20 protein-coding genes are annotated in these 19,967 nt (G+C 58.2%); 9 read left to right on the forward strand and 11 right to left on the reverse strand.

Annotation, left to right across the window (positions count from 1 at the left end; genetic code table 11):
* The first annotated feature begins 3 nt into the window (after positions 1–3).
* The 5 genes from WBF69_RS12495 (at position 4) to WBF69_RS12515 (ending at position 5,167) form a co-directional block, all read left to right on the forward strand.
* Positions 4–1,299 carry a hypothetical protein gene (locus tag WBF69_RS12495; protein ID WP_424264472.1) on the forward strand — a complete coding sequence of 432 codons (1,296 nt, stop codon included), beginning with the start codon at positions 4–6 and terminating at the stop codon, positions 1,297–1,299.
* A gap of 111 nt (positions 1,300–1,410) precedes the next feature.
* A complete protein-coding gene (locus WBF69_RS12500) occupies positions 1,411–2,400 on the forward strand; it encodes a tripartite tricarboxylate transporter substrate binding protein (RefSeq protein ID WP_424264473.1) in 990 nt (329 codons plus the stop codon).
* Between the two features lie 100 nt (positions 2,401–2,500).
* On the forward strand, positions 2,501–2,968 hold the full coding sequence (locus WBF69_RS12505) for a tripartite tricarboxylate transporter TctB family protein (RefSeq protein ID WP_424264474.1): 468 nt from the start codon (positions 2,501–2,503) through the stop codon (positions 2,966–2,968).
* Positions 2,969–2,994: 26 nt separating this feature from the next.
* Positions 2,995–4,503 (forward strand): tripartite tricarboxylate transporter permease, encoded by a 1,509-nt coding sequence (locus WBF69_RS12510; protein ID WP_424264475.1) that lies wholly within the window; start codon positions 2,995–2,997, stop codon positions 4,501–4,503.
* A 127-nt stretch (positions 4,504–4,630) separates the two neighbouring features.
* Positions 4,631–5,167, forward strand: a complete 537-nt coding sequence (locus tag WBF69_RS12515) for a DUF2058 domain-containing protein (RefSeq protein ID WP_424264476.1) — start codon at positions 4,631–4,633, stop codon at positions 5,165–5,167.
* A 9-nt stretch (positions 5,168–5,176) separates the two neighbouring features.
* On the opposite strand, the gene WBF69_RS12520 is transcribed toward WBF69_RS12515, so the two are convergent.
* Both WBF69_RS12520 and WBF69_RS12525 read right to left on the reverse strand, forming a co-directional pair.
* Positions 5,177–6,313 carry a GGDEF domain-containing protein gene (locus WBF69_RS12520; RefSeq protein ID WP_424264477.1) on the reverse strand — a complete coding sequence of 379 codons (1,137 nt, stop codon included), beginning with the start codon at positions 6,311–6,313 and terminating at the stop codon, positions 5,177–5,179.
* Positions 6,310–7,206, reverse strand: coding sequence for an amino acid ABC transporter substrate-binding protein (locus tag WBF69_RS12525; RefSeq protein ID WP_424264478.1), 897 nt, complete (start codon positions 7,204–7,206; stop codon positions 6,310–6,312). The genes WBF69_RS12520 and WBF69_RS12525 overlap by 4 nt, the downstream gene beginning before the upstream one ends.
* A 402-nt stretch (positions 7,207–7,608) precedes the next feature.
* Here WBF69_RS12525 and queG point away from each other — a divergent pair, with 402 nt between their 5' ends.
* Together queG and WBF69_RS12535 are read left to right on the forward strand one after the other, a co-directional pair.
* The gene (queG, locus tag WBF69_RS12530) at positions 7,609–8,715 is read left to right on the forward strand and encodes a tRNA epoxyqueuosine(34) reductase QueG (protein ID WP_424264479.1); all 1,107 of its coding nucleotides are present in this window, start codon (positions 7,609–7,611) and stop codon (positions 8,713–8,715) included.
* 80 nt (positions 8,716–8,795) lie between these two features.
* Entirely contained in the window at positions 8,796–9,137 is a 342-nt protein-coding gene (locus WBF69_RS12535; protein ID WP_424264480.1) for a zinc ribbon domain-containing protein YjdM, read from the forward strand.
* Positions 9,138–9,142: 5 nt separating this feature from the next.
* On the opposite strand, the gene WBF69_RS12540 is transcribed toward WBF69_RS12535, so the two are convergent.
* Positions 9,143–9,736, reverse strand: a complete 594-nt coding sequence (locus WBF69_RS12540) for a TetR/AcrR family transcriptional regulator (RefSeq protein ID WP_424264481.1) — start codon at positions 9,734–9,736, stop codon at positions 9,143–9,145.
* A gap of 71 nt (positions 9,737–9,807) precedes the next feature.
* Here WBF69_RS12540 and bdcA point away from each other — a divergent pair, with 71 nt between their 5' ends.
* Positions 9,808–10,521 carry an SDR family oxidoreductase gene (gene bdcA / locus WBF69_RS12545; RefSeq protein ID WP_424264505.1) on the forward strand — a complete coding sequence of 238 codons (714 nt, stop codon included), beginning with the start codon at positions 9,808–9,810 and terminating at the stop codon, positions 10,519–10,521.
* A gap of 43 nt (positions 10,522–10,564) precedes the next feature.
* Here the strand turns inward: bdcA and WBF69_RS12550 are convergent, their stop codons facing one another.
* Positions 10,565–10,927: a hypothetical protein gene (locus WBF69_RS12550; RefSeq protein WP_424264506.1), complete on the reverse strand. Its 363-nt coding sequence runs from the start codon at positions 10,925–10,927 to the stop codon at positions 10,565–10,567.
* Positions 10,928–11,262: 335 nt separating this feature from the next.
* On the opposite strand from WBF69_RS12550, the gene WBF69_RS12555 reads away from it, so the two are divergent.
* Entirely contained in the window at positions 11,263–12,777 is a 1,515-nt protein-coding gene (locus WBF69_RS12555) for a phospholipase D family protein (RefSeq protein ID WP_424264482.1), read from the forward strand.
* 56 nt (positions 12,778–12,833) lie between these two features.
* On the opposite strand, the gene kdgD is transcribed toward WBF69_RS12555, so the two are convergent.
* The 7 genes from kdgD to WBF69_RS12590 all read right to left on the reverse strand — a co-directional run bounded on the left by kdgD (position 12,834) and on the right by WBF69_RS12590 (position 19,925).
* Positions 12,834–13,751, reverse strand: a complete 918-nt coding sequence (gene kdgD / locus WBF69_RS12560) for a 5-dehydro-4-deoxyglucarate dehydratase (protein WP_424264483.1) — start codon at positions 13,749–13,751, stop codon at positions 12,834–12,836.
* Positions 13,752–13,834: 83 nt separating this feature from the next.
* Positions 13,835–14,650, reverse strand: a complete 816-nt coding sequence (locus tag WBF69_RS12565) for an HpcH/HpaI aldolase family protein (RefSeq protein ID WP_424264484.1) — start codon at positions 14,648–14,650, stop codon at positions 13,835–13,837.
* 59 nt (positions 14,651–14,709) lie between these two features.
* The gene (locus WBF69_RS12570) at positions 14,710–16,077 is read right to left on the reverse strand and encodes an amidase (protein WP_424264485.1); all 1,368 of its coding nucleotides are present in this window, start codon (positions 16,075–16,077) and stop codon (positions 14,710–14,712) included.
* Between the two features lie 108 nt (positions 16,078–16,185).
* Positions 16,186–17,190: a TRAP transporter substrate-binding protein gene (locus tag WBF69_RS12575; RefSeq protein WP_424264486.1), complete on the reverse strand. Its 1,005-nt coding sequence runs from the start codon at positions 17,188–17,190 to the stop codon at positions 16,186–16,188.
* 102 nt (positions 17,191–17,292) lie between these two features.
* Positions 17,293–18,570: a TRAP transporter large permease gene (locus tag WBF69_RS12580; RefSeq protein WP_424264487.1), complete on the reverse strand. Its 1,278-nt coding sequence runs from the start codon at positions 18,568–18,570 to the stop codon at positions 17,293–17,295.
* A 15-nt stretch (positions 18,571–18,585) separates the two neighbouring features.
* Positions 18,586–19,119 (reverse strand): TRAP transporter small permease, encoded by a 534-nt coding sequence (locus WBF69_RS12585; RefSeq protein ID WP_424264488.1) that lies wholly within the window; start codon positions 19,117–19,119, stop codon positions 18,586–18,588.
* Between the two features lie 239 nt (positions 19,120–19,358).
* Entirely contained in the window at positions 19,359–19,925 is a 567-nt protein-coding gene (locus WBF69_RS12590; RefSeq protein WP_424264489.1) for an ureidoglycolate lyase, read from the reverse strand.
* Between the last annotated feature and the right edge of the window lie 42 nt (positions 19,926–19,967).

Consider the following 19,967-nt stretch of genomic DNA (forward strand, 5'->3'; position numbering starts at 1 on the left):
GCAATGACTCAGAACGCCATCACCAGGAATTACAGAAAAGCGCAGCGCCTAGGAGGTTCTGCGCATCATCACTTCTTTGGCTATTACAACAAAACGGTCTGGGATCATACGGGGCGCTATATCCTGGGTAATCGGGTGCCGTTCATGGATCGCAATCTGACACCGGACCTTGAGGCCGAGATCGGGTTCTTTGATTCGGCGAATGGCCACGATTTCGTGGTGGTGGGAAAGACGACGGCATGGAACTGGCAGATGGGGTGCCAGCTGCAGTGGCTGGATGGTGCCAAGGACCTCTCGCTCATCTACAACCGCCGTTCGCAGGCGCCTCGGCCGGACGCAGTGTATCCGGGCTTTGAGTCTGTGATTTACAACGTCAAGGATGGCTCAGAGCGTGTTCTTCCGCTTCCGGTCTATTCCGTTTCGCCGGATAGCCGGCATGCGCTGTGTGTCAATTACAGTCGGCTGTGGATCACTCATGAAACCATCGGATATGTGGAACATGATTCGCCCAAATCGATGGAGAATGCGCCATCCGAGGATGGCATCTGGTGTCTGAATCTGGAATCGGGCCAATACCGCTTGGCAGTCAGCTATGCCGATCTGAAGGCATTTCATTATGTCCCCTCTATGGAAAAGGCAATCCATTGGGTCAGTCATATCGAAATCAATACCTCTTCCTCGCGGTGCCTTTTTCTGCATCGGTGGACGGAAAGGGTTGAAGATGAAACCTGCTTCTTGCATCGTCTGATCACCATGAATCTGGATGGTTCCGACATGCGTTTGCTGGAGTGTTCGGATCATCCGTTGCCACAGCTGGCCGAGGGGTTCGATCCGAATGCGGTGGGTACTTATGATTATGAGAAATCCGAATATCAGATCTCTCACCCGCTGTGGCTGTCGGCGGAAGACATCATCGTCTGGGGGCCGCATGAAGGGAAAATTCACTACCATCTCTATCGGGACATGCTGCCGCCCAAGGTGAGTGTCATTGGAAATGGGATTCTTACTGAAAATGGTCATATGTCATTTTCTCCCGTTGATCAGCGCTGGATGCTGAGCGATACCTATCCAGACTCTGAAACCAATGAGCGGGTGCTTTTTCTCTATGACGTCAAGACGGATGTGCGGATTGATCTTGGCAGTTTTTATGCGGATCCGGGCTTGAAGAAGGAAAACCGCTGCGATCTGCATCCGCGCTGGAGCCGGGATGGTATGCAGATCTGTATTGATTCGGTTCACGAATCTGAAAGGCAAATGTATATTCTGGATGTTTCGGAAATATGCAAGCAGGATTCATGATTTTCAGATGTTGTAGTTTGGTGTCGTATCCGTCCTGGCTGAGTCGCCGGGAAACGCTGATACGAATCATGAGGCCATTCAAAATGGCCAAAAATAAACAAGGAGACTTCCATGCGTACTCAATCCATCCGATCCATGTTTGTAAAGGCAGTGACAGCTTCTGTCCTGGGTGCGGCAGCCGTCAGCGGTTCTGTCGCTGTCGCACAAGACTCGTTTCCAGAGAAATCCGTGCTTGCGATCGTGCCGTTCGGTGCGGGCGGGGGAAATGATATTTTGCTGCGCTTGATGGCCAAGCATGCAGGTGAGGTGATGGGGCAGACTCTCGTCATCGAGAATAAGCCTGGCGCCAGTGGTCAGATTGGTTGGACGACTTTGGCAAAATCTCGTCCTGACGGCTATACGATTGGCGCAACCAGTCTGCCTTCGATGGTGCTGGTCAAGGCAATGCGCCCCAATACGCCGTTCGAGCTTTCCGATTTTACTTATATCTGCAATATTCAGGTTGATCCCATCGTCTGGGTGGTCAATGCCGATGGCCCTTACACGTCTGGAAAGTCTTTCGTCGCGGCGGCTGAAAAGGCCAAACAGCCCTTGAATGTGGCGGGCGACGGTCCGCAAAGCAACGTCCAGCTGCAGCATCTGTCCGCCACGGAAGCCCTCGGCGTAAAAACGAATTTTGTCCCTTTCAATGGTTCGAATGCGGCCTTGACGGCCCTGATGGGAAGTAAGGTGGAGATGGCCGCATCGACCCTGAGCGCCGCGCAGAATTATATCGATAGCGGGAAACTTAAGGCACTGGTTGTTTTTAGTGATGAGCCGATCGCAACGATTCCCAATGTGCCCACCGCATCCGCTGAACTCGGGAAGGCAATCGAGCCTGTCGGGATGGCCATCCGTGGTCTTGCAGCACCCAAGGGAGTGCCGGCCGACAGGATTGGCAAGCTGGAAAGCGTTTGCAAGCAGACTGCGGAGTCACCCGATTTTCAAAAGGAAGCTGCGCAGCTTGGTTTGATGATCCAGTATATGGATAGCAATAAGGCAGAAGCGACGATACAGGCATCGGTGAAAGCGGTAGAGTCTTTGAAAGAACTGTTGAAGTAAGCCGTCAGCGGCGGAAAGGGGGCAGATGCCTGGAACCAATGCCTTCCAGCAATGGTTCAAGTCATGAGCTCCCTTTTTGTTGATTCCGTCTGGAGAAAAAATGCCGATACGCACAAGAAATAAGGAAATTCTGTTTGCCGTCGTGATGGTTGTCATTTCGGCATCTATGGTCTACGGCACGTATGATTACCCATCCGAGTCGGTGCAGTTTCCCCGGTTCTTGATGGTTTTGCAGTGCGTTTTTTCAGCGATGCTGCTGGTTCGAGCGTTGCGTCTCCCTGGTGGCGCCGCGGTTCAATCGGGCGGGGCGTCAGCGCAACAGTCGCAGGACTCGAGAAGGATCTGGATTCCAATCCAAGTCTTTGTCGGCGTGTCAGCATATATTTTGGCGATTGAGTATATCGGTTACTTTGTTTCGACAGCGTTTTTTCTGTGTGGGTCGATGGCCTTTTTCGGGCGCAATAAGGCAGCTTCCATGCTTGGAGTCACGGCTGCCTGCCTTCTGGTCATCTATGTCTTGTTTAGTGTTCTGATTGGTGTCCGGCTGCCTGCGGGATTATTGATCTAATGAGTGCGTTCAATCGGAGCATGTGAATGGATTCGATATTCAGCGGCATTATGGTGGGGTCTGCCGCTCTGTTTGACCCCATGGTGATCGGCCTGATTTTTCTGGGAACAGTATTTGGGGTTGTGATCGGATCTTTGCCTGGGCTCACCAGTACGATGGGGGTTGCTCTGCTGGTCCCGGTGACTTTCAGCATGCCGCCCGTCTATGGATTGTCGCTATTAGGCGCCATCTACTGCTCGTCTACTTATGCCGGCGCCATCAGTGCGGTACTGATCAATATTCCGGGGACGCCGGCCAACTGCAGCACTTTGCTGGATGGCTTCCCAATGACTAAAAAGGGCCAGGCGGGTCTGGCTCTGGCGTTGGCAACTGCTGCATCAGCAATCGGTGGCATCCTCAGTAATGTGGCGCTGCTGTTCCTGGCTCCGCCGCTGGCTTCCCTGGCCTTGATGTTCGGCCCGATGGAATACTTTCTGATTGCCTTGTTCGGAGTGTCTGTCATTGCATCCTTGTCAGAACAAAATATGATCAAGGGTTTCATTTCCGGTGTGGCAGGACTGTTCCTGGCCACCATTGGCATGCATCCTGTGACTGGCGACGTGCGCTTCACCATGGGTATACCAGAGCTGTTCAGCGGTCTGCCTCTCGTGGTGGCGTTGATCGGTCTGTATTCGATCCCTGAAGTCATCACGAGCCTGGTGGAAAAAACGGGACCCATTGAATCGGCGAGCACGCAGGTTCGGGGGGTCTTCGGGCAGATGATGCAGATCTTCAGGCACAAACTGGTCGTGTTCAAGTCCTCGATCATCGGCATCATCGTGGGTATCGTGCCTGGGGCGGGTTCCAGCATTGCAGGGTTCCTGGCGTACGACCATGTCAAGAAAACCTCAAAAGACCCGGCGTCGTTCGGGCAAGGAAATCCCGATGGCGTCGTGTCCTCTGAAACCGCCAATAACGCGGTTGTCGGTGGCTCATTGATCCCCACCCTGACTCTTGGAATTCCAGGCAATGCCGTGTCCGCAGTGCTTCTCGGGGGGTTGATGATTCATGGTCTCAAGCCAGGCCCCGAGCTCTTTACGCAGAACATGGATGTGACCTATGCATTCATCATGAGCATGTTCGTCTCCAATCTTGCCTTTATCCCCATCGGTTTTCTTGTCGCCAAATTCGGCACCAATCTGATCAAGACACCCGCATCGATACTGGGACCCTTGATTGTCGTGCTGGGCGTCATCGGCTCTTATGCTTTGAACACATCGTTGGTGGATGTATGGATCATGCTCGCGGTGGGCATGCTGGGGTATCTGATGAAGGTCTTCGACGTGCCGCGCGAGCCTCTGGTTCTGGGCTTGGTCCTTGGTTCCATGGCGGAAGGAGAGCTGGCGCGGGCGCTGTCCCTGGAGCATGGCAGTGTGGCGGCGTTGATGGAAAGCATGTTTACCACGCCAGTCGCTTTGGTGATTATTGGTCTGATGGCGCTGTCGATCGGTCAAGGCGTCCGGACGCAGCTCAAGGCAAGGCGGACATCCGGCTAAGTTGTGGTCTTTTCCCGATGCTGGTGGTCAAATCCAGCAGGCCGCCCCGAATTGCTAAGCGTCCGGTGGCATCGTACCATCCGTATTTTTTGGCTGAGCGGCCCTATCCATACGGAGTGAGCACAATATGGTTTCCTTGCAAGAGCAGCTTTTGAAGGCCGGCCTGGTCGACACTAAAAAGGCCAAGCGGGTCAGCCACGAAAAGAGCAGGCAGAAAAAGGTCGAACGCCAAACCGGTCAGCAGAGCATTGACGAGGCGCGCGAAGCAGCGCTGGATGCGCAGCGGAAGCATCGCGACAGGGTGCGCGAGCTGAATGCTCAGCAAGATACTGCCGCCAAGCAAAAGGCGATCATGGCGCAAATTGTGCAGATGGTGCAGCAATCCCGCCAGGCCAAAGGCGCCGGCGAGATCGCCTACAACTATACCTACGGCACAAAGATTGAACGCTTATTCGTCTCGGCTGCCGTCAGGGCGCAGCTGGTGGCCGGGCATCTGGTGATTGTCCGTCTGGGTGATGTCGTGGAACTGGTGCCCAAGGTGGTCGCGGACAAAATTGCAGAACGGGATCCTTCATCCGTGGTGCGGGTCCCCAAGACCAGCACGGTGGCGGATGAGGACGACCCTTACGCCGAGTACGCCATTCCCGATGACCTGATGTGGTAGGCGACGGGCTCAGCGGCGATTGCGCCCTGGTTTTTCGCTATACATGTCCGTGTCGGCCTGTGCCAGCAGGGCGGCCGGGGTTTCATTCCCCCGGTGGAACTGCGCCAGTCCGATGCTGATGGTGATGTGTATTGGGGTGCCCTGCCAGACAATAGGCTGCGTCAAGGCATGTTTGATGCGCGTGGCCAGCGCGGCGGCGTCCTGTGCGTCTGGGGGAGGCGAGTAGGGGGTGAGAATGATGACGAACTCGTCGCCGCCCAGGCGGGCCACGGTGTCGACATCGCGCACGCAGGCCAGCAGGCGCCGCGCGACCGTGCGTAGCACCTCGTCTCCGGCGGCATGGCCGAACGTGTCGTTGATGGGTTTGAACCGATTCAGATCCAGCAGCAGGACATGACCGGGTAGCCCCGTGCGCTTGGTATGGCGGATGGCGCGATCCAGATGTTCTTCCAGTAGTAAACGGTTGCCCAGCCCCGTCAGCGGGTCACGCCGCGCCTGGCGGCGCAGCTCTTGCAGTTGGGTGTTGTACGTCTGGGTAACTTCGGTGAGCTCTTCCGTCCAATGCACGGGAATTGGTTCCAGTGTCTGGTGTTTGCGCATGGCCTGGCGCAGTTGCAAGAGCGGTTGCCCGATGGTGCGGTTGAAGATCCAGAGCGCGCCGGCCAGCACGGCAGCCAGCATCGACAGAAAGACCGCCAGTTGCGGCATCAGGCCTTGGGCGGCAGCGGTAAAGACTGAAATGGGTGCAAAGGCGATGTGCAGTTCGCCCAATGCGTGGGCGCGGCCAGTTTCATCGATATAGGACAGCGGGGTGCTCAAGGTGTCTTTGTCGCCCGGTTTGGGTAATTCGCCCGCCTGAATCCGCTTCTGGGCGCATTGGTCCAGTGCGCTGACCCCCCGCACGTCGGGCTGCAAAGTCATGGCGTGCAGGATGCCGTGGGCGGTCAGGCTGTTGCAGTCCCACAGCGGCTTGATCAGCACACGAGAGAGCGTCTCCAGGGTCTGACTGCGCTGCTTGTCGGCTTCTGTGCGCTGGCCTTGGTAATGCAGCCCGGCTGTCACCGTGGCGGCCAAAAGAAAGGCCAGCGCCAGCAGGGGCACCAGCTGGCGCAAGAACCGTGTATAGAGTTTCTGGGGGGGCGTCACGATGTCTGGGGGCGTAGCAACAGATGCCGGTAGCGCTCTGGCACGATGTCCGAGCTGTAAAAAGGGTTTTCCAGGTCGATGACGGTGCGGTCTTGCCAGGATTCCGCAGGCGGCAGTTGGCGCGTCCGGGACCAGATCGCCTCGAACTGATCGTCGCCGCTGATAAGATCAAAGCCTTTTTGCAGTGCCTGGTACAGATCGTCAGCGCTGGGGTGGGGGGACACCCAGACGAAACGGTACCATGGGTAGCGCAGCAGCAGGGTCTTATCCAGCGCCAGTTGCGGATAGCGTTGGCGAAAGTGCGGCAGAAAATAGCTTAGGGATTCTTCCATCCCCATGGGAAACAGGTCGATGACCCCGGCCTGCATTTGTTCGGCGAATTCTCCGTTGCGCCAGGCCTGGACTTCGCGGGTGGTGATGCCGGCCTTGCGGTAGATGTCCGCATCCCACCAACCCGAGCCTTGGCCGATGGTCAGGGTGCGCAAGTCTTTCAGGTCGCGGATGCGAGCCAGTTGTTCGACCTGGTTTTGCAGCACAAAGGCTGTGCGCCAGCCCAGCAAGCCGCGCTCCAGGGGGATGGGGATCATCCTCAGGCGGCCTTCGCGCACCAAGGTCAGGCGGGGCGGCGACACCGGCAGTAAGGTGATGTGGATGCGCCCGGCGCCAGTTTCATGCAGATTGCGTGTTTCGGACGTATGCGGCGCGTTGACCAGCTTGGCTGGGAATCCGGCGGCGTCCAGCGCGGTATGCAGCAGCGCGATGCAGTGGGCCAGCGAAGGCTCTGTCTGCACGGTAAACACAGGGGGTGTGGCCGCCCGCGATGAGACGGGCAGGCAGGCCCCGGCGAATAGACCCAGCAGGCTGCGGCGATACGGCGAAAAAGAGGTCTTCATGTGGGTGTCAGGCATCGTCGTGGGTCATGGGGCGCGTTGCCGGGGTTCTTTCGGGGAAAAACTCAGGCAGACGTGGCCAGTGGTTTCCCGGACTTCGTGTTCGGGCAGACGGTGACTTTTGAAACCCATTGCGTGGCAGCCATAGGGCAAGTGTGGATCATAAGTGATATGAAAGTGCGCACACTGGTTGCAGGCGATCGGGGGGCGGGTATTGCGGTTCACTGAGCGATGGCGTGCATGCGCGAATGCGTTGCAGCCCTTGGGTAGTTTGTGGTCTGGTCAGACCTTACTGTACAGGGACCCATGTCGCGGTGCAATTGGCGCCGGCGCCGTCCTTCCCCCTAAGGCGCGGCCTGCGTGGCGCCGCGCATCCGTAGGCCTGAAAAAGACTAGACTTGCACGATGACCTCTTCCCTCCCTTCATCGACCAGCGCAGACCGTAGCCAGTGGCTGCGCCAGATACGGACGTGGGCGCACGATTTGGGGTTTTCCCATATCGGTGTGTCGGGGGTGGATTTGTCATCAGCCGAGCCGCAACTGCTGCAGTGGCTGGCCCTGGGCTATCACGGCGACCTGCATTACATGGAACGACATGGCCTCACGCGCGCACGCCCGGCTGAGCTTGTGCCTGGCACGATCAGCGTCATCACGGCGCGCATGCCCTATCTGCCACGCGGCACCACTGCGCCGGACTGGCAAACCCGTGAGCTGGCACGGCTGGAAGACCCGGGCGAAGGCGTGGTCTCGCTGTATGCGCGGGGACGTGATTATCACAAGGTTGTGCGCGGGCGTCTGCGAAAATTATGCGACCGCATCGAGACGCTGGTCGGCCCATTTGGGTATCGTGCTTTTTCGGATTCGGCGCCGGTGCTGGAAAAAGAACTCGCCAGCCGCAGCGGTCAGGGCTGGCGCGGCAAGCATTCCATGGTGCTGTCGCGCGATGCGGGGTCCATGTTTTTCCTGGGCGAGATCTTTGTGGATTTTGCGCTGGACCCTACTGAGCCGGTCAGCGCGCATTGCGGCACCTGTACCGCCTGCATCGACATCTGCCCCACGGGCGCGATTGTGGCGCCGGGCGTGGTCGATGCGCGCCGCTGTATTTCCTATCTGACCATCGAAAATCATGGCCCCATCCCTGAAGAGCTGCGTCCTTTGATGGGAAATCGTATCTATGGCTGCGATGATTGCCAGACGATCTGCCCCTGGAACAAGTATGCGCAGACGACGGAACTGCCCGATTTTGATGAACGCGCGCCGCTGGTCGGCCATCGGCTGGTGGAATTGTTTGCCTGGGACGAGGCGACTTTTCTAAAGCACACCGAAGGTGGCCCGGTCCGGCGCATCAATCATGAACGCTGGCTGCGCAATGTGGCGGTCGCGCTGGGCAATGCATTGCGCCAGGCGGACGCGGAACAGGCCCGGGAATTGCGTGCAGCCCTGTCAAGCCGCGCCGACCACGACAGCGCCTTGGTGCGCGAGCATGTCGCCTGGGCGCTGGCGCAGGGCTAGGACGTCCACGGGATAGGGGTCGCCTATACTGGGGGCCTTATTGACTATCTCACGGCGTGTGCTGTGCTCTGTAGCCAACGATGACTGATTTCTCGAATTGCCCCGAATGCGCCGCCCAGGATACCTACCAGGATGGCGACCACTATATTTGCCCGCATTGCGCCCATGAATGGCCTGTCCAGGCTGAGCCTGCCGAGGCAGTGGACGAGGCCCGTGTAGTCTTGGACAGCAACGGCAATCCTTTGGTGACGGGAGACGCCGTCATCCTGATCAAAGACTTGAAGCTGAAAGGGTCATCCAGCACCCTTAAAAAAGGCACCAAGATCAAGAACATCCGCATCGTCGATGGCGATCATGAAGTCGACTGCAAGGTCGATGGCATGGCGGTGATGCTCAAGGCCGAGTTCCTCAAAAAGGCCTGACACGCTCAGGTTTGCAGCTCGTCGGCCAGCGCCCGAGAGGCAAGTCGCACGGTGTTCATCAGGCGATCTGCGCTATAGCCCTGACGCGCCTTGGCGGAGAGGCCTTGCATGAAGAGACTGATGAAGTCCGTCAGCCGCTCGGCCTTTTCCGGATGGCGTTCGGCAATGTAGGTGCGGATCATCCCTTCAGCGGCGGCATGAAACTGGCAGGCGGCTGCGCGGGCTTGCGGATCTTCGGCATGCGTGCCTTCCAGTACCAGGCAGCCGGCGGTTTCCGGGTCGGCAGCATAGCGCCAGGCGGCATCCTCCAGGACGGCGGCGAGACAATCGGCTACCGGCCTGTCCGACCGCAAGATTTCTTTGAGGGGAATAGTACCCGTGCTGGCATAGCGGTCCAGGACGCGGGCGTACAGGCCCGCCTTGTTGCCGAAAGCAGCATAGAAGCTGGGCGGATTGATGCCCAACACGTCGGTCACATGCGCGACGCTGACGGCGTCGTATCCCTGCGCATGGAATAGGCGCTGAGCGATGGCGACCGCCTGGTCCGGATCAAAACTTCGGGGTCGACCAGGCGGTCGAGATAATTTTTTAGTGTTCATTAAAAAACCCATTGACAACATTCATCGTCATTTATATAGTGCTCACTACAATACTATCCAAGGAGCATCGCATGTCAACGTTTCAATCCCGATCCATTTTAGTGCTCGGCGGCAGCCGGGGTATCGGCGCCGCGATCGTCCGCCGCTTTTCGGCAGAAGGCGCCGTCGTGACATTCACGTATGCCGGCTCGCCGGATGACGCCCGGAAGCTTGCCATGGGAACCGGCAGTACGGCGGTGTTGACCGACAGTGCGGATCGGGATGCGGTGATTGAGAGGGTCCGGGCAAGCGGTCCGCTGGACGTGCTGGTGGTGAATGCCGGGATCGCGGTTTTCGGTGATGCCCTGGCACAGGATCCGGATGCGATCGACCGGCTGTTTCGGATCAATATCCACGCGCCGTATCATGCCGCTGTCGAGGCTGCCCGGCAGATGCCCGAGGGCGGTCGGATCATTGTGATTGGTTCCGTCAATGGCGACAGGATGCCGGTCCCCGGCATGGCCGCCTACGCCATGAGCAAGTCTGCCCTCCAGGGGCTGGCGCGGGGGCTGGCCCGGGATTTCGGGCCGCGTGGAATCACCGTGAACGTCGTGCAGCCGGGCCCTATCGACACGGATGCGAACCCAGCCGATGGGCCGATGAAGGACGTGCTGCATGGGTTCATGGCGATTAAACGTCATGGTCGGCCGGATGAGGTCGCAGGCATGGTCGCTTGGCTGGCTGGGCCGGAAGCCTCGTTTGTCACGGGGGCGATGCATACGATCGATGGTGCATTTGGCGCTTAGGCCAGGGGGTGAACCTTAATACCCCCGGCCCCGTTTCTGTTTGTCACGGTTTGGCTGCATGCCAGACGTTCTTGATCCCGTCGCCCATGGCATCGCCCGGCTTTTTGTCCGTATGCCAGTGGTACAGGGGGCGGCCCTTGTAGGCCCACTGCATGGCGCCGTCGCCGCGCTTGATGATGGTCCAATCGCCACTCGCTTTGTCGTGTGAGTCAGCCACGGCAGGCGGCCAGTTGGTGGCGCAGCCGTCGGTGCACATGCTTTTTCCGGTCGCACCGTCTTTGTCGAAAACATAGAGTGTCATGCCGTGTTCATCGACAATCCTGCCGTTCGTGATTTTCGGGGGAGCTGCCAGTGCCGGCAAAGACACGGTGGCACCCAGCGCCAACAACATCAGGGTACGTAGCATCATGTGATCCTTTGTTCCGTCAGTGAAATTTCGCAGGCTCAACGCCCCAAGCCGCCAGGACGTTGTACAAGCTTAGACCTGCGCGCGCCGGAACGGAAGGGATATGCAACTCGGATGATTTACAGAGTGATTCAGCGCTTGCGTCCGCCGAATCGCTGCATGCGGGGCCGCATGTGCGGTGGCATGAGAGGGCTCTGAGGGGGCCCACCCTCACCCTGCTCACTGATCGCGCCGTGCGGCTGGCGGGTTTTGCCCGGAGCCGATATCCACTTCGATAAAATGAGCATTCGCTCTCGTCTTGTGGATGCTTGATGTTGAAGAATGGGACCCTGCTGATGGTCGTCGCGATCTGCCTGTCGGCGTGCAGCCTGCCTTCCCAGGAAGGAAGGCAGTCGTCGCAGGCCATCACGCCGCAGCAGAGCGCTGATACCGCGCTGGGGCGCAGCCTGGCGCCGCTACTCACAGAGCATTCGGGCTTGTCGGGCGTCGTGCTGCTGTCCGATCCGCTGGGTGCGTTCGCAGCACGCATGCGCCTGATCTCCGAAGCGCAACGCACCATCGACATCCAGTACTACATCTGGCGCGACGACATTACTGGCAATCTGATGTTGCAGGCGCTGCACGAGGCTGCTCAACGTGGGGTGCGCGTCAGGCTGCTGGTGGACGATAACGGCACCAGCGGACTTGACGACAAGCTCGCCCTGCTGAATGCGGAACCCAATGCTCAGGTCCGCTTGTTCAACCCCTTTCCGTTTCGCATGTTCAAGCAGTTGGCGTTCCTGACGGACTTCAGCCGGCTGAACCGGCGCATGCACAACAAATCGCTGACCGTGGATGGGCAGGTCACGATCGTGGGTGGGCGCAACATCGGGGACGAATACTTCGGGGCAACGCAGGGGGTGGCGTTTGCCGATCTCGATGTCATGGTGGCGGGCCATGTGGTCGAGGACGTCTCACATGATTTCGACCGCTATTGGGGCAGCGAATCGGCGTATCCGCTAGAGCGCCTGGTGTCGATGCCGAGCGAGCGCGAGTCTCGATTGTTGCGACAAGAAGAGGCGGGCATGGCGCTGTCGCCCGAGGCCGGCGCCTATGTGGCAGCCGTGAGGCAGTCGGCTTTCATTCAGAAGCTGCTGGCGCGGGAGCTGGCGTTTGATTGGGTGTCGGTGCGCATGGTGAGCGATGATCCCGGCAAGGCGCTGGGCCGTGCGCCGCAGCAGGCTACTCTCATGGCGCGCCTGATCGACATCCTGGGTAAGCCTGCGCATTCGGTGGACCTGGTTTCGCCATACTTCGTGCCCACGCAGCAAGGCGTGGAAGCATTCAGCACCCTGGAGAAACAGGGGGTTCGCATCCGCATCCTGACCAATTCCCTGGAGGCCACGGATGTGACGGCGGTTTTTGCGGGCTATGCAAAGTATCGCCGCCCCTTGCTGGAACAGGGCATCACGCTGTTCGAGATGCGGCGCGAGGCCGGAACTGAAAGTCCCAAGGAGAAGGCGGGGCCGTTCGGCAGTTCGGGCGCAAGCCTTCATGCCAAGACTTTCGCGGTAGATGGGAAGCGTGTGTTTGTGGGTTCTTTCAATTTCGATCCCAGGTCCGCTCTTTTGAATACGGAACTGGGCTTTGTGATAGACAGCGAGGCCATGGCCCGCCTCATGGCCAAGCTGTTCGACGACTTGATCCCGAACGGCGCTTATCAGCTGGGGCTGGACGGTCGGGGCGAGATTGTCTGGCGTGAACGTACGCCCCAGGGAACCGAGACGCTGAATTCGGAACCCAAGGCCTCTTTCTGGCGGCTTCTGCTGGTGAAGGGGCTGTCGTGGCTGCCGATCGAATCTCTGTTGTGAATCGCGCCCGCTCCAGACAACAAAAAACCCAGCCGAAAACGACTGGGTTTGGCGAATCAGTCTGATCCGGGTAGCGCTTCGATGAGCGCGCGCAGTTCTGCTTCTTCGGAAGGCAGCAGATCGGTCAGTGGCGCGCGGACCGGGCCGGCGGGATGGCCGACGATACGTGCTCCCGCCTTGACGAGGCTTACGGCATAACCGGCCTTGCGGTTGCGGATTTCCAGCAGCGGCAGAAAGAATGTATCGAGCAGACGATTGATTGTCTCGTAGTCCGCGGCCCGCACGGCTTGGTAGAACCGGGTGGCGGTTCCGGGGATGAAGTTGAACACGGCTGATGAATAGACCGGCACGCCCAGTGCGCGGTAGGCTGCCGCGAATACCTCGGCGGTGGGCAGGCCTCCCAGGTAGGTGAAGCGGTCGCCCAGGCGGCGGCGGATGCGCACCATGTTTTCGATATCGCCGATCCCGTCCTTGAAGCCGATCAGGTTGGGGCAGCTGTCGGCGAGTTGTTCCAGCACCGAGGCGGACAAGCGGCATTGCCCTCGGTTGTACAGGACGACACCGATATCGACTGAGCGGCAGACTTCACGGACGTGCGCAGCGATGCCGTCCTGCGGCGCTTCGGTCAGGTAATGCGGCATTAGCAGCAGACCGGCTGCCCCTTGGCGCTGAGCTTCCTGAGCGTAGGCGATTGCGGTGCGGGTGGGGCCTCCTGCCCCCGCCAGGATGGGGGTGTGGCCTTCGCAGGTTTTGACTGCCGTGTGCACCACCCGTGAAAAATCATCCAGGGTCAGGGAAAAATATTCGCCAGTGCCTCCGGCTGCGAACAAGGCGCGCGCGCCGTAGGGCATCAGCCATTCCAGCCGAGCCTGGTAGCCCTTGGCATCGAAATCACCCTGGGCGTCAAAATCGGTGATGGGAAATGACAGCAGCCCGTCATTCATTATTTCTTTCAGTTCGTGGTGCGAGATCATGTTGGATCCTCTGGTGATGGAGGCGGCAGCATGCTGCACGCCTTCCGGTTCATGTCAAACGTAGCAGGTGCGCGGGGTGGTGCTCATGGGCGGGATTGGGCAAGATCTGCGCGGATCGATGCCACATTTTTCCCGGCCATGTTCATCCAGTAAATGTCGCTTCCGATGAGGAGCATGTCGCATCCCATGGCGGCCAGCTCAGCGGCTTGTTCTGCATCAGGAGGAAAGCAGGGGACCATGACACGGATGCCCCGGGGGCGGCATTGACTGATCAGGAGCGCCAGTTTTTCTCGGACTTCGGGATGCCGCATCTTGTAATCGATGGGGAGATTTCTGGACAAGGAATAGTCCGCCGGGCCGAAATGAACGGCATCGATGCCCCCCACATCCAGAATTTCATCGATGTTGTCGAAGAACTCATAGCTCTCCGCCATGGGTACGATGACCGTCCTGTCGTTTTCGCTTTGGCAATACGTCTTCCAATCGAAGCCTGGCGCGCCATACGATGCAGACCGCACGGAACTGTCTCCTCCGCGCCGTCCTTGCCCCGGAAATTTGCTTGCCTGGATGATTCTTCTCATCTGGTCCGCGTTGTCGACTCGTGGGATGATCACCCCGGTGGCGCCGAATTCGAGAACTTTCCGTATTTCTGCTTCGACCACACCGGATACCCGAACCAGGGCGTCCACGCCAGCGACCTTGGATGACAGCACCAGCTTTTCCAGTCGTTCATCGACGCCCAGCGAGGTATGCTCGGTATCAATGAACAGGAAATCCAGGTCGTAAGATCCGGTGATTTCCACGACCGTGCTGGATCCGCTATATATATTCATCCCGTATAGAACCGCGTTCTTGCGGCGCATCTTTTCCTTCAGGGAAATCATGTGGTCTTGCTTCATTGAAACCTCGTCTGTGTCTGGATTCTTGTCTGTCCGAAGCGCCGAGTCATGGGCGATGTTCAGATGTGTTGCCGCCGAAGGCGTTCCTGCATTTGCTGCTGGTGCTGCGCGCGAATTTTCTCGTGCCAGTCCGTGTGCTTTTGCCACATCAGTGCGGCGTGAACGATGGACGCATCCTGCCCGTAGGCCCCGATGAATTGCATCGAAGTGGGAAGGCTTTGCGGACTCAGTCCGTTCGGGAGAGCGATGGAGCATCCCTGGATCAGGTTGACGAAGCGCGTGTAAATGCCAAGCGTGCGCTTCGGGTCGAAGCCATCCAGTTTGATGGCGGGGGTGCTGGTGGTCGGCATGACGATCAGGCAACCCGGTGTCAGCAGGGACTCCATGGCTTGTCGATGCAGGCGGGCTTTGTTCAGCAGGGCAAAGTATTCGTGCAGCGGCAGGCGCTTGCCTTGCAGCAGGGCTTTGCGAACGTCCTCGTCCAGGTCCGAATCCGGGTTCTCGGCGACCGCCTGATTGTTCAGATAACCTTCGACCGAAGAAATGCCTGCCCAGGTGTCCGCCATATCCTCGAACCGGCAGGGGACACTGCACAATTCCGTTGTGAATCCAAGATCTTCGCAGCGTGCCCGGCTATCGATGTATGCCGACTTCACGGATTCGTCCAGCATGCCAAGGCTGTCATCGTCAAAGAAGCGGAGGTGCGGCAAAGGCTGTTGCGCAGCCTGTTCAAGAGCCTGTTCGAATGCCGTGCGGCCGTATCGCGGCAGCATGGCGCGATACAAGATGGCTGCGTCGGCGGCCGTGCGCGCCATGGGGCCTACCGTATCGAAGGATTGGCTCAGCGGGGCGACGCCGTCGGTGCTGATCCAGCCGGGCGAGCCTTTCAGTCCGGTGATGCCGCACCAGGACGAAGGGATGCGGATCGACCCGCCCGTATCGGTGCCGATGGCGCAAGGCACCAAGCCGCATGCCACGGAGGAAGCCGATCCGTTGCTGGACCCGCCTGAAAAATAGCGGTCTTGCCCGTTGATGGGATTCAAAGGGCGGCCCAGAGGGCTTTGGCCCCAGCCGCTCATGGCGAATTCGGTAGTATGGCTTTTGCCGATGATGATGGCGCCTTCCTCGAGCAGCTTGCCGATCACCGCTGCATGGCGTTGAGCAGTCCTGCAGATGGCACGGCTGCCCATGCGCGTGGGCATGCCTGCTACATCGATGAGGTCCTTCACGGCGAGCGGTACGCCCTGAAGCAGGCCGCCTTTGGCGGCCTGGGCCGACGTCTCCGGGGCGAGCGCGACATGGGCAAGCGCCTTGATGGACTGATTGATGGACACCGCTGCCCGCAACAAGGCTGTTGTGTCGATATGTCCGCCCGAAGACGCGAGATCCGGGGGTCCGTCTTGTAGATTGCCGTAGAAAAAAGCCATACCGCTGCCTTGAAATGATAGAAGTGAAGCGCGCGAGCGCGTTCGCTTGCGCAAAAGAAAACTGCTGCCACGACCGCCTCAGGGCAGAGGCGGTCGTGGCTGTCGGCCTCAGTCTTTGCTGAAGCCGACGATCTTGAAGGTTTTATCCACCAGATCCTGATCGAACTTCTTGCTGTATTCGAGAATCACCGGTCGCAGCTTTTCGCGGAAGCGGATGGTTTCCTCGTTGCTGATCTGGTTCACCTGCATCCCGGACTCTTTCAGCTTCTGGATGATGTTCCGGTCGTTGTTGCGGGAAAGCGCGCGTTCCTCGAGGCGGACTTCCATCGCGACCTCTTTGAACAGTTTCTTTTCATCGTCGTTCAGCTTGTCCCAGAACGGCTTGGAGACCATCAGAAGATGGGCGTTGTAGTTGTGGTTGGTGATGGACAGGTACTTCTGGATTTCATTGAACTTGGATGCATAGATCAGGGATACCGGGTTCTCTTGACCATCAACCGTGCCGGTCTCCAGCGCCGTATGCAGTTCCGTGAACGGCAAGGGGGTCGGATTTGCCTTGATTGCAGCCCACGTATCCACGATCAGAGGAGACTGCTGGACACGGATCTTCAGGCCGGCCAGGTCCTCGTATTTCGTCACCGGCCGGGTGCTGTTGGTCAGCTGTCGCATGCCCAGCTCCCAGAAGGCGAGCCCGACCACGCCGCGTTCCGGCAGCTTTGCCATCAAGGCGTCGCCGACTTCACCATCCAGTACGGAGTCGACTCGCTTGAGGTCCGTGTACAGGAAGGGCAAGTCCAGCAGACCGAAGTCCGGCACCTGGGAAATCAGATTTCCCGCATTCCACATCATCATCTCGATGACGCCTCCCTGGAGAGAGGCCAGAACCTGTGCATCGCCGCCCAGCACACCATTGGGGAACAGCTTGATCTTGATTTTGCCGCCGCTTCTGTCTTCCATCTTCTTTGCAAAGATTTCCATCCCCTGGACGGGCGGGGTTCCCGAGGGGGTCGTGACCGCGAACTTCACGGTGTGAGAGCGATATTCCGCTGCGACAGCGCCATAGCTGATCAGAGAGGCTGCAATCGCAGCAAGGCCGAAAGCCAATTTCTTCATGGTGTTCTCCATCCGTTTTGTGTGGTTATAAAAGACTGTTTTTGGAAAAATTCGGGGTTTTGAAAGCCTGGTATTCGAAACGATGTATGCATCCCCTGTGGGTTAAAAGAACCAGCTGGCGGGCACCAGGACAAGGTCCGGGAAAATGACCAGCAGCGCGAGCACCAGGAATTGCGCGATGATCATCGGGAAAGCGCCCTTGACGAGTTCTTCGAACTTCAGTTTCCCGACCCCGCATACGACGTTCAGGACCGTGCCGACAGGTGGTGTGATCAGCCCGATGGAGCAATTGATCATGAAGAGAACGCCGAAATAGATCGGATCGACTCCGGCGGCTTTGACGATCGGCACGAAGATCGGAGAAAGGACGAGGACGTTGGGCGTCAGGTCCATCGTCATGGAGATCGGGATCATCAGCAGCATGATCACGCCGACCAGCAGCTTGGGATGATTCATGAGCGGCTCGATCAGTCCGATGATCTGGCCCGGGATGTCCGCCAGGGAAATCATCCATGCGGGTACCGCCGCTGCGGCAACCAGGAACATGACCGCAGCCGTCGTTTTCGCCGTTTGGTACAGTATGTTCACGAGATCTGCCAGCTTGAGCTCCCGATAGACGAGGGTTGCCACCAGCAAGGCGTATATCGCTGCAACCGCACCCGCCTCCGTGGGCGTCACGACGCCGAAACGCAGGCCCACGACGATGATCACCGGCAATAACAGCGCCCAGAAGCTGTCTGCAAGGGCCCGGAGACGTTGCCCGCTGGATGCTTTGGGGCTGAGCGCGATGGTGCTGTGACGGGAACTCAACCACCAGGTAGCGCTGAGCGCGATCGCGATCAGGATGCCGGGCACGATGCCGCTGAGAAAGAGCTTCGTGATGGACAGTCCGGATGCGACACCCAGAATGATGAAGCCGATGCTGGGCGGGATGATGGTGCCCAGGACCGACGAGGCGGCAATCAGACCACCTGCCTTGGATTTGTCATACCCGGCCATCACCATCATGGGCAGCAGCAGAGCGGTTAATGAGGCAGCGTCGGCCAGCGCCGAGCCGGACAGACTGGCCAGGATCACGCCGGCGAATATCACGACGTACCCCAAGCCACCGCGCAAGTGGCCGAACATGGCAATGGCGAGGTTGATGATGCGCCGGGACAGGCCGCCGTTGTTCATGATCTCGCCCGCGAGGATGAATAACGGTATTGCCAGCAAGGGAAAGCTGCCGGCGCTGGCCAGGATGTTCTGGGCCAGGATCTGCCCGTCAAACAGCCCTGTGTGCCACATCAATGCGACGCCGCAGGCCAGGAGTGCGTAGGCGATCGGCATGCCGATCGACATGGTGGCCAGGAGAGAGGAGATGAACAGGATGATTGTCATGATCGATGGTTCATTTCAGATTGCGGTATCGGAACTTACGCCGGCGTCGTGGTGCGTTGCAGAACGCCATCTGATGATGTTGTTGAGCAGGATCAGGGACGCGCATGCGGAAAAGAAGACGATCGAAAGGACGTAGGCCGACATCGGAAAACCGGTCGCAGGTGTTTTGACGTCCCAGTTGATCTTCAGTTGGACGATGCCGCCTTTCAGCATGAGCAGAGTGATGCCCAGCATTAGCAGGTTGGAAAGCAAAGAGGCGATTCTGCGTGCCGGCGGATTCAGGCGGCTGATCACCAGATCGACGCCGATGTGCGTACCTTCTTTCAGGACGATGAGAGCGCCCAGAAATACCATCCAGACAAACAGAAGTTCGGACAGTTCTTCGGTAAAGAACACGCCCGAATTGAACCAGTAGCGAAGGACGACATTCAGGAATATCAGCGCAGTGATAATAAAGACGCTGCCCCCAAGAATGATCTTGGAGAGTCCTGTGAGTCGCCTTGCAAGGCCGTTGGCGACAGGGGTCTGGGGTTGTGGGTTTTTATCCAAAATTTGTCTCCTGTAAATTCCTTTTTATGCTATCTATTCAATATAGTGATACGTCATCATATGACTGCTTTTAAGAGAGGCCGGAATATGAAAAATTGCCAAATATGCACATCTTGACCAAACTATGAATAAAGAGCGTTGTGGCTGCTGTTACGGGCTCGGTTTTATGCGTTATTTGTATGATGTATGTCGTGTGATAACATAGTTTGTATTTATCTTGTGAAAGGAATCTGATATCTCTATCGCAAGGGATCCTGCACCAGGAACTGAACCTTGTCGGTATCCTTGAAATCGGTGAAAAGCGTTCGTGCCGGTGCTTTCCCGCCTGCGAGGCTGTTTTCGATTTCGTCCTGGGTGCCGCGGTCCGTAATGAAGGCAAGATCTATGTAATCGGATCCGACGGCGAATCGGGCCAGGGAATGCCAGACGTTGCGCCACAGCAATACACCCTGATCGCCTCGAATGTAAAAAGCCTTTACGTCATTGACGGAAAATGGCTGATTGTCTTGTGATTCCATGCCCACGACCATGATGAACGGCGTATTCCCAAGAGGAAAGAAGCATTGCGTCACATCCAGGTGCTTTTCCATCACGGAAAACCGTCGATCGTTATTGTGGTACCGGTTGAACATAATGTGCGCGGGTGAGGCGGACTCGAAGGGCAGAAGCCATGACTCTACGGATCCGGACTTGAGGTTCGCGGGTCTTTCCTGGGAATACTGGACGATTCTTCCGTAGCGAGCGAAGTCGGCCTCGTCCGGCATGTGGCATGGCAGCGATACTGTTTTCAGGTCAGCGGCGATCATGTTTGAGTTGCCTCGCAGATTTGAAAGATGAGCATTCGGTCG

It is taken from the genome of Castellaniella sp. (assembly GCF_049673105.1).
GTDB lineage: Bacteria > Pseudomonadota > Gammaproteobacteria > Burkholderiales > Burkholderiaceae_B > Castellaniella.

Excerpts from the sequence above, each read along its gene's own strand:
- WBF69_RS12495 (WP_424264472.1), top strand. The coding sequence starts at position 4 with ATGACTCAGAACGCCATCACCAGGAATTACAGAAAAGCGCAGCGCCTA.
- WBF69_RS12500 (WP_424264473.1), top strand. The coding sequence starts at position 1,411 with ATGCGTACTCAATCCATCCGATCCATGTTTGTAAAGGCAGTGACAGCT.
- WBF69_RS12505 (WP_424264474.1), top strand. The coding sequence starts at position 2,501 with ATGCCGATACGCACAAGAAATAAGGAAATTCTGTTTGCCGTCGTGATG.
- WBF69_RS12510 (WP_424264475.1), top strand. The coding sequence starts at position 2,995 with ATGGATTCGATATTCAGCGGCATTATGGTGGGGTCTGCCGCTCTGTTT.
- WBF69_RS12515 (WP_424264476.1), top strand. The coding sequence starts at position 4,631 with ATGGTTTCCTTGCAAGAGCAGCTTTTGAAGGCCGGCCTGGTCGACACT.
- WBF69_RS12525 (WP_424264478.1), bottom strand. The coding sequence starts at position 7,206 with ATGAAGACCTCTTTTTCGCCGTATCGCCGCAGCCTGCTGGGTCTATTC.
- queG (WP_424264479.1), top strand. The coding sequence starts at position 7,609 with ATGACCTCTTCCCTCCCTTCATCGACCAGCGCAGACCGTAGCCAGTGG.
- WBF69_RS12535 (WP_424264480.1), top strand. The coding sequence starts at position 8,796 with ATGACTGATTTCTCGAATTGCCCCGAATGCGCCGCCCAGGATACCTAC.
- WBF69_RS12540 (WP_424264481.1), bottom strand. The coding sequence starts at position 9,736 with ATGAACACTAAAAAATTATCTCGACCGCCTGGTCGACCCCGAAGTTTT.
- bdcA (WP_424264505.1), top strand. The coding sequence starts at position 9,808 with ATGTCAACGTTTCAATCCCGATCCATTTTAGTGCTCGGCGGCAGCCGG.
- WBF69_RS12550 (WP_424264506.1), bottom strand. The coding sequence starts at position 10,927 with ATGCTACGTACCCTGATGTTGTTGGCGCTGGGTGCCACCGTGTCTTTG.
- WBF69_RS12555 (WP_424264482.1), top strand. The coding sequence starts at position 11,263 with ATGGTCGTCGCGATCTGCCTGTCGGCGTGCAGCCTGCCTTCCCAGGAA.
- kdgD (WP_424264483.1), bottom strand. The coding sequence starts at position 13,751 with ATGATCTCGCACCACGAACTGAAAGAAATAATGAATGACGGGCTGCTG.
- WBF69_RS12565 (WP_424264484.1), bottom strand. The coding sequence starts at position 14,650 with ATGAAGCAAGACCACATGATTTCCCTGAAGGAAAAGATGCGCCGCAAG.
- WBF69_RS12570 (WP_424264485.1), bottom strand. The coding sequence starts at position 16,077 with ATGGCTTTTTTCTACGGCAATCTACAAGACGGACCCCCGGATCTCGCG.
- WBF69_RS12575 (WP_424264486.1), bottom strand. The coding sequence starts at position 17,190 with ATGAAGAAATTGGCTTTCGGCCTTGCTGCGATTGCAGCCTCTCTGATC.
- WBF69_RS12580 (WP_424264487.1), bottom strand. The coding sequence starts at position 18,570 with ATGACAATCATCCTGTTCATCTCCTCTCTCCTGGCCACCATGTCGATC.
- WBF69_RS12590 (WP_424264489.1), bottom strand. The coding sequence starts at position 19,925 with ATGATCGCCGCTGACCTGAAAACAGTATCGCTGCCATGCCACATGCCG.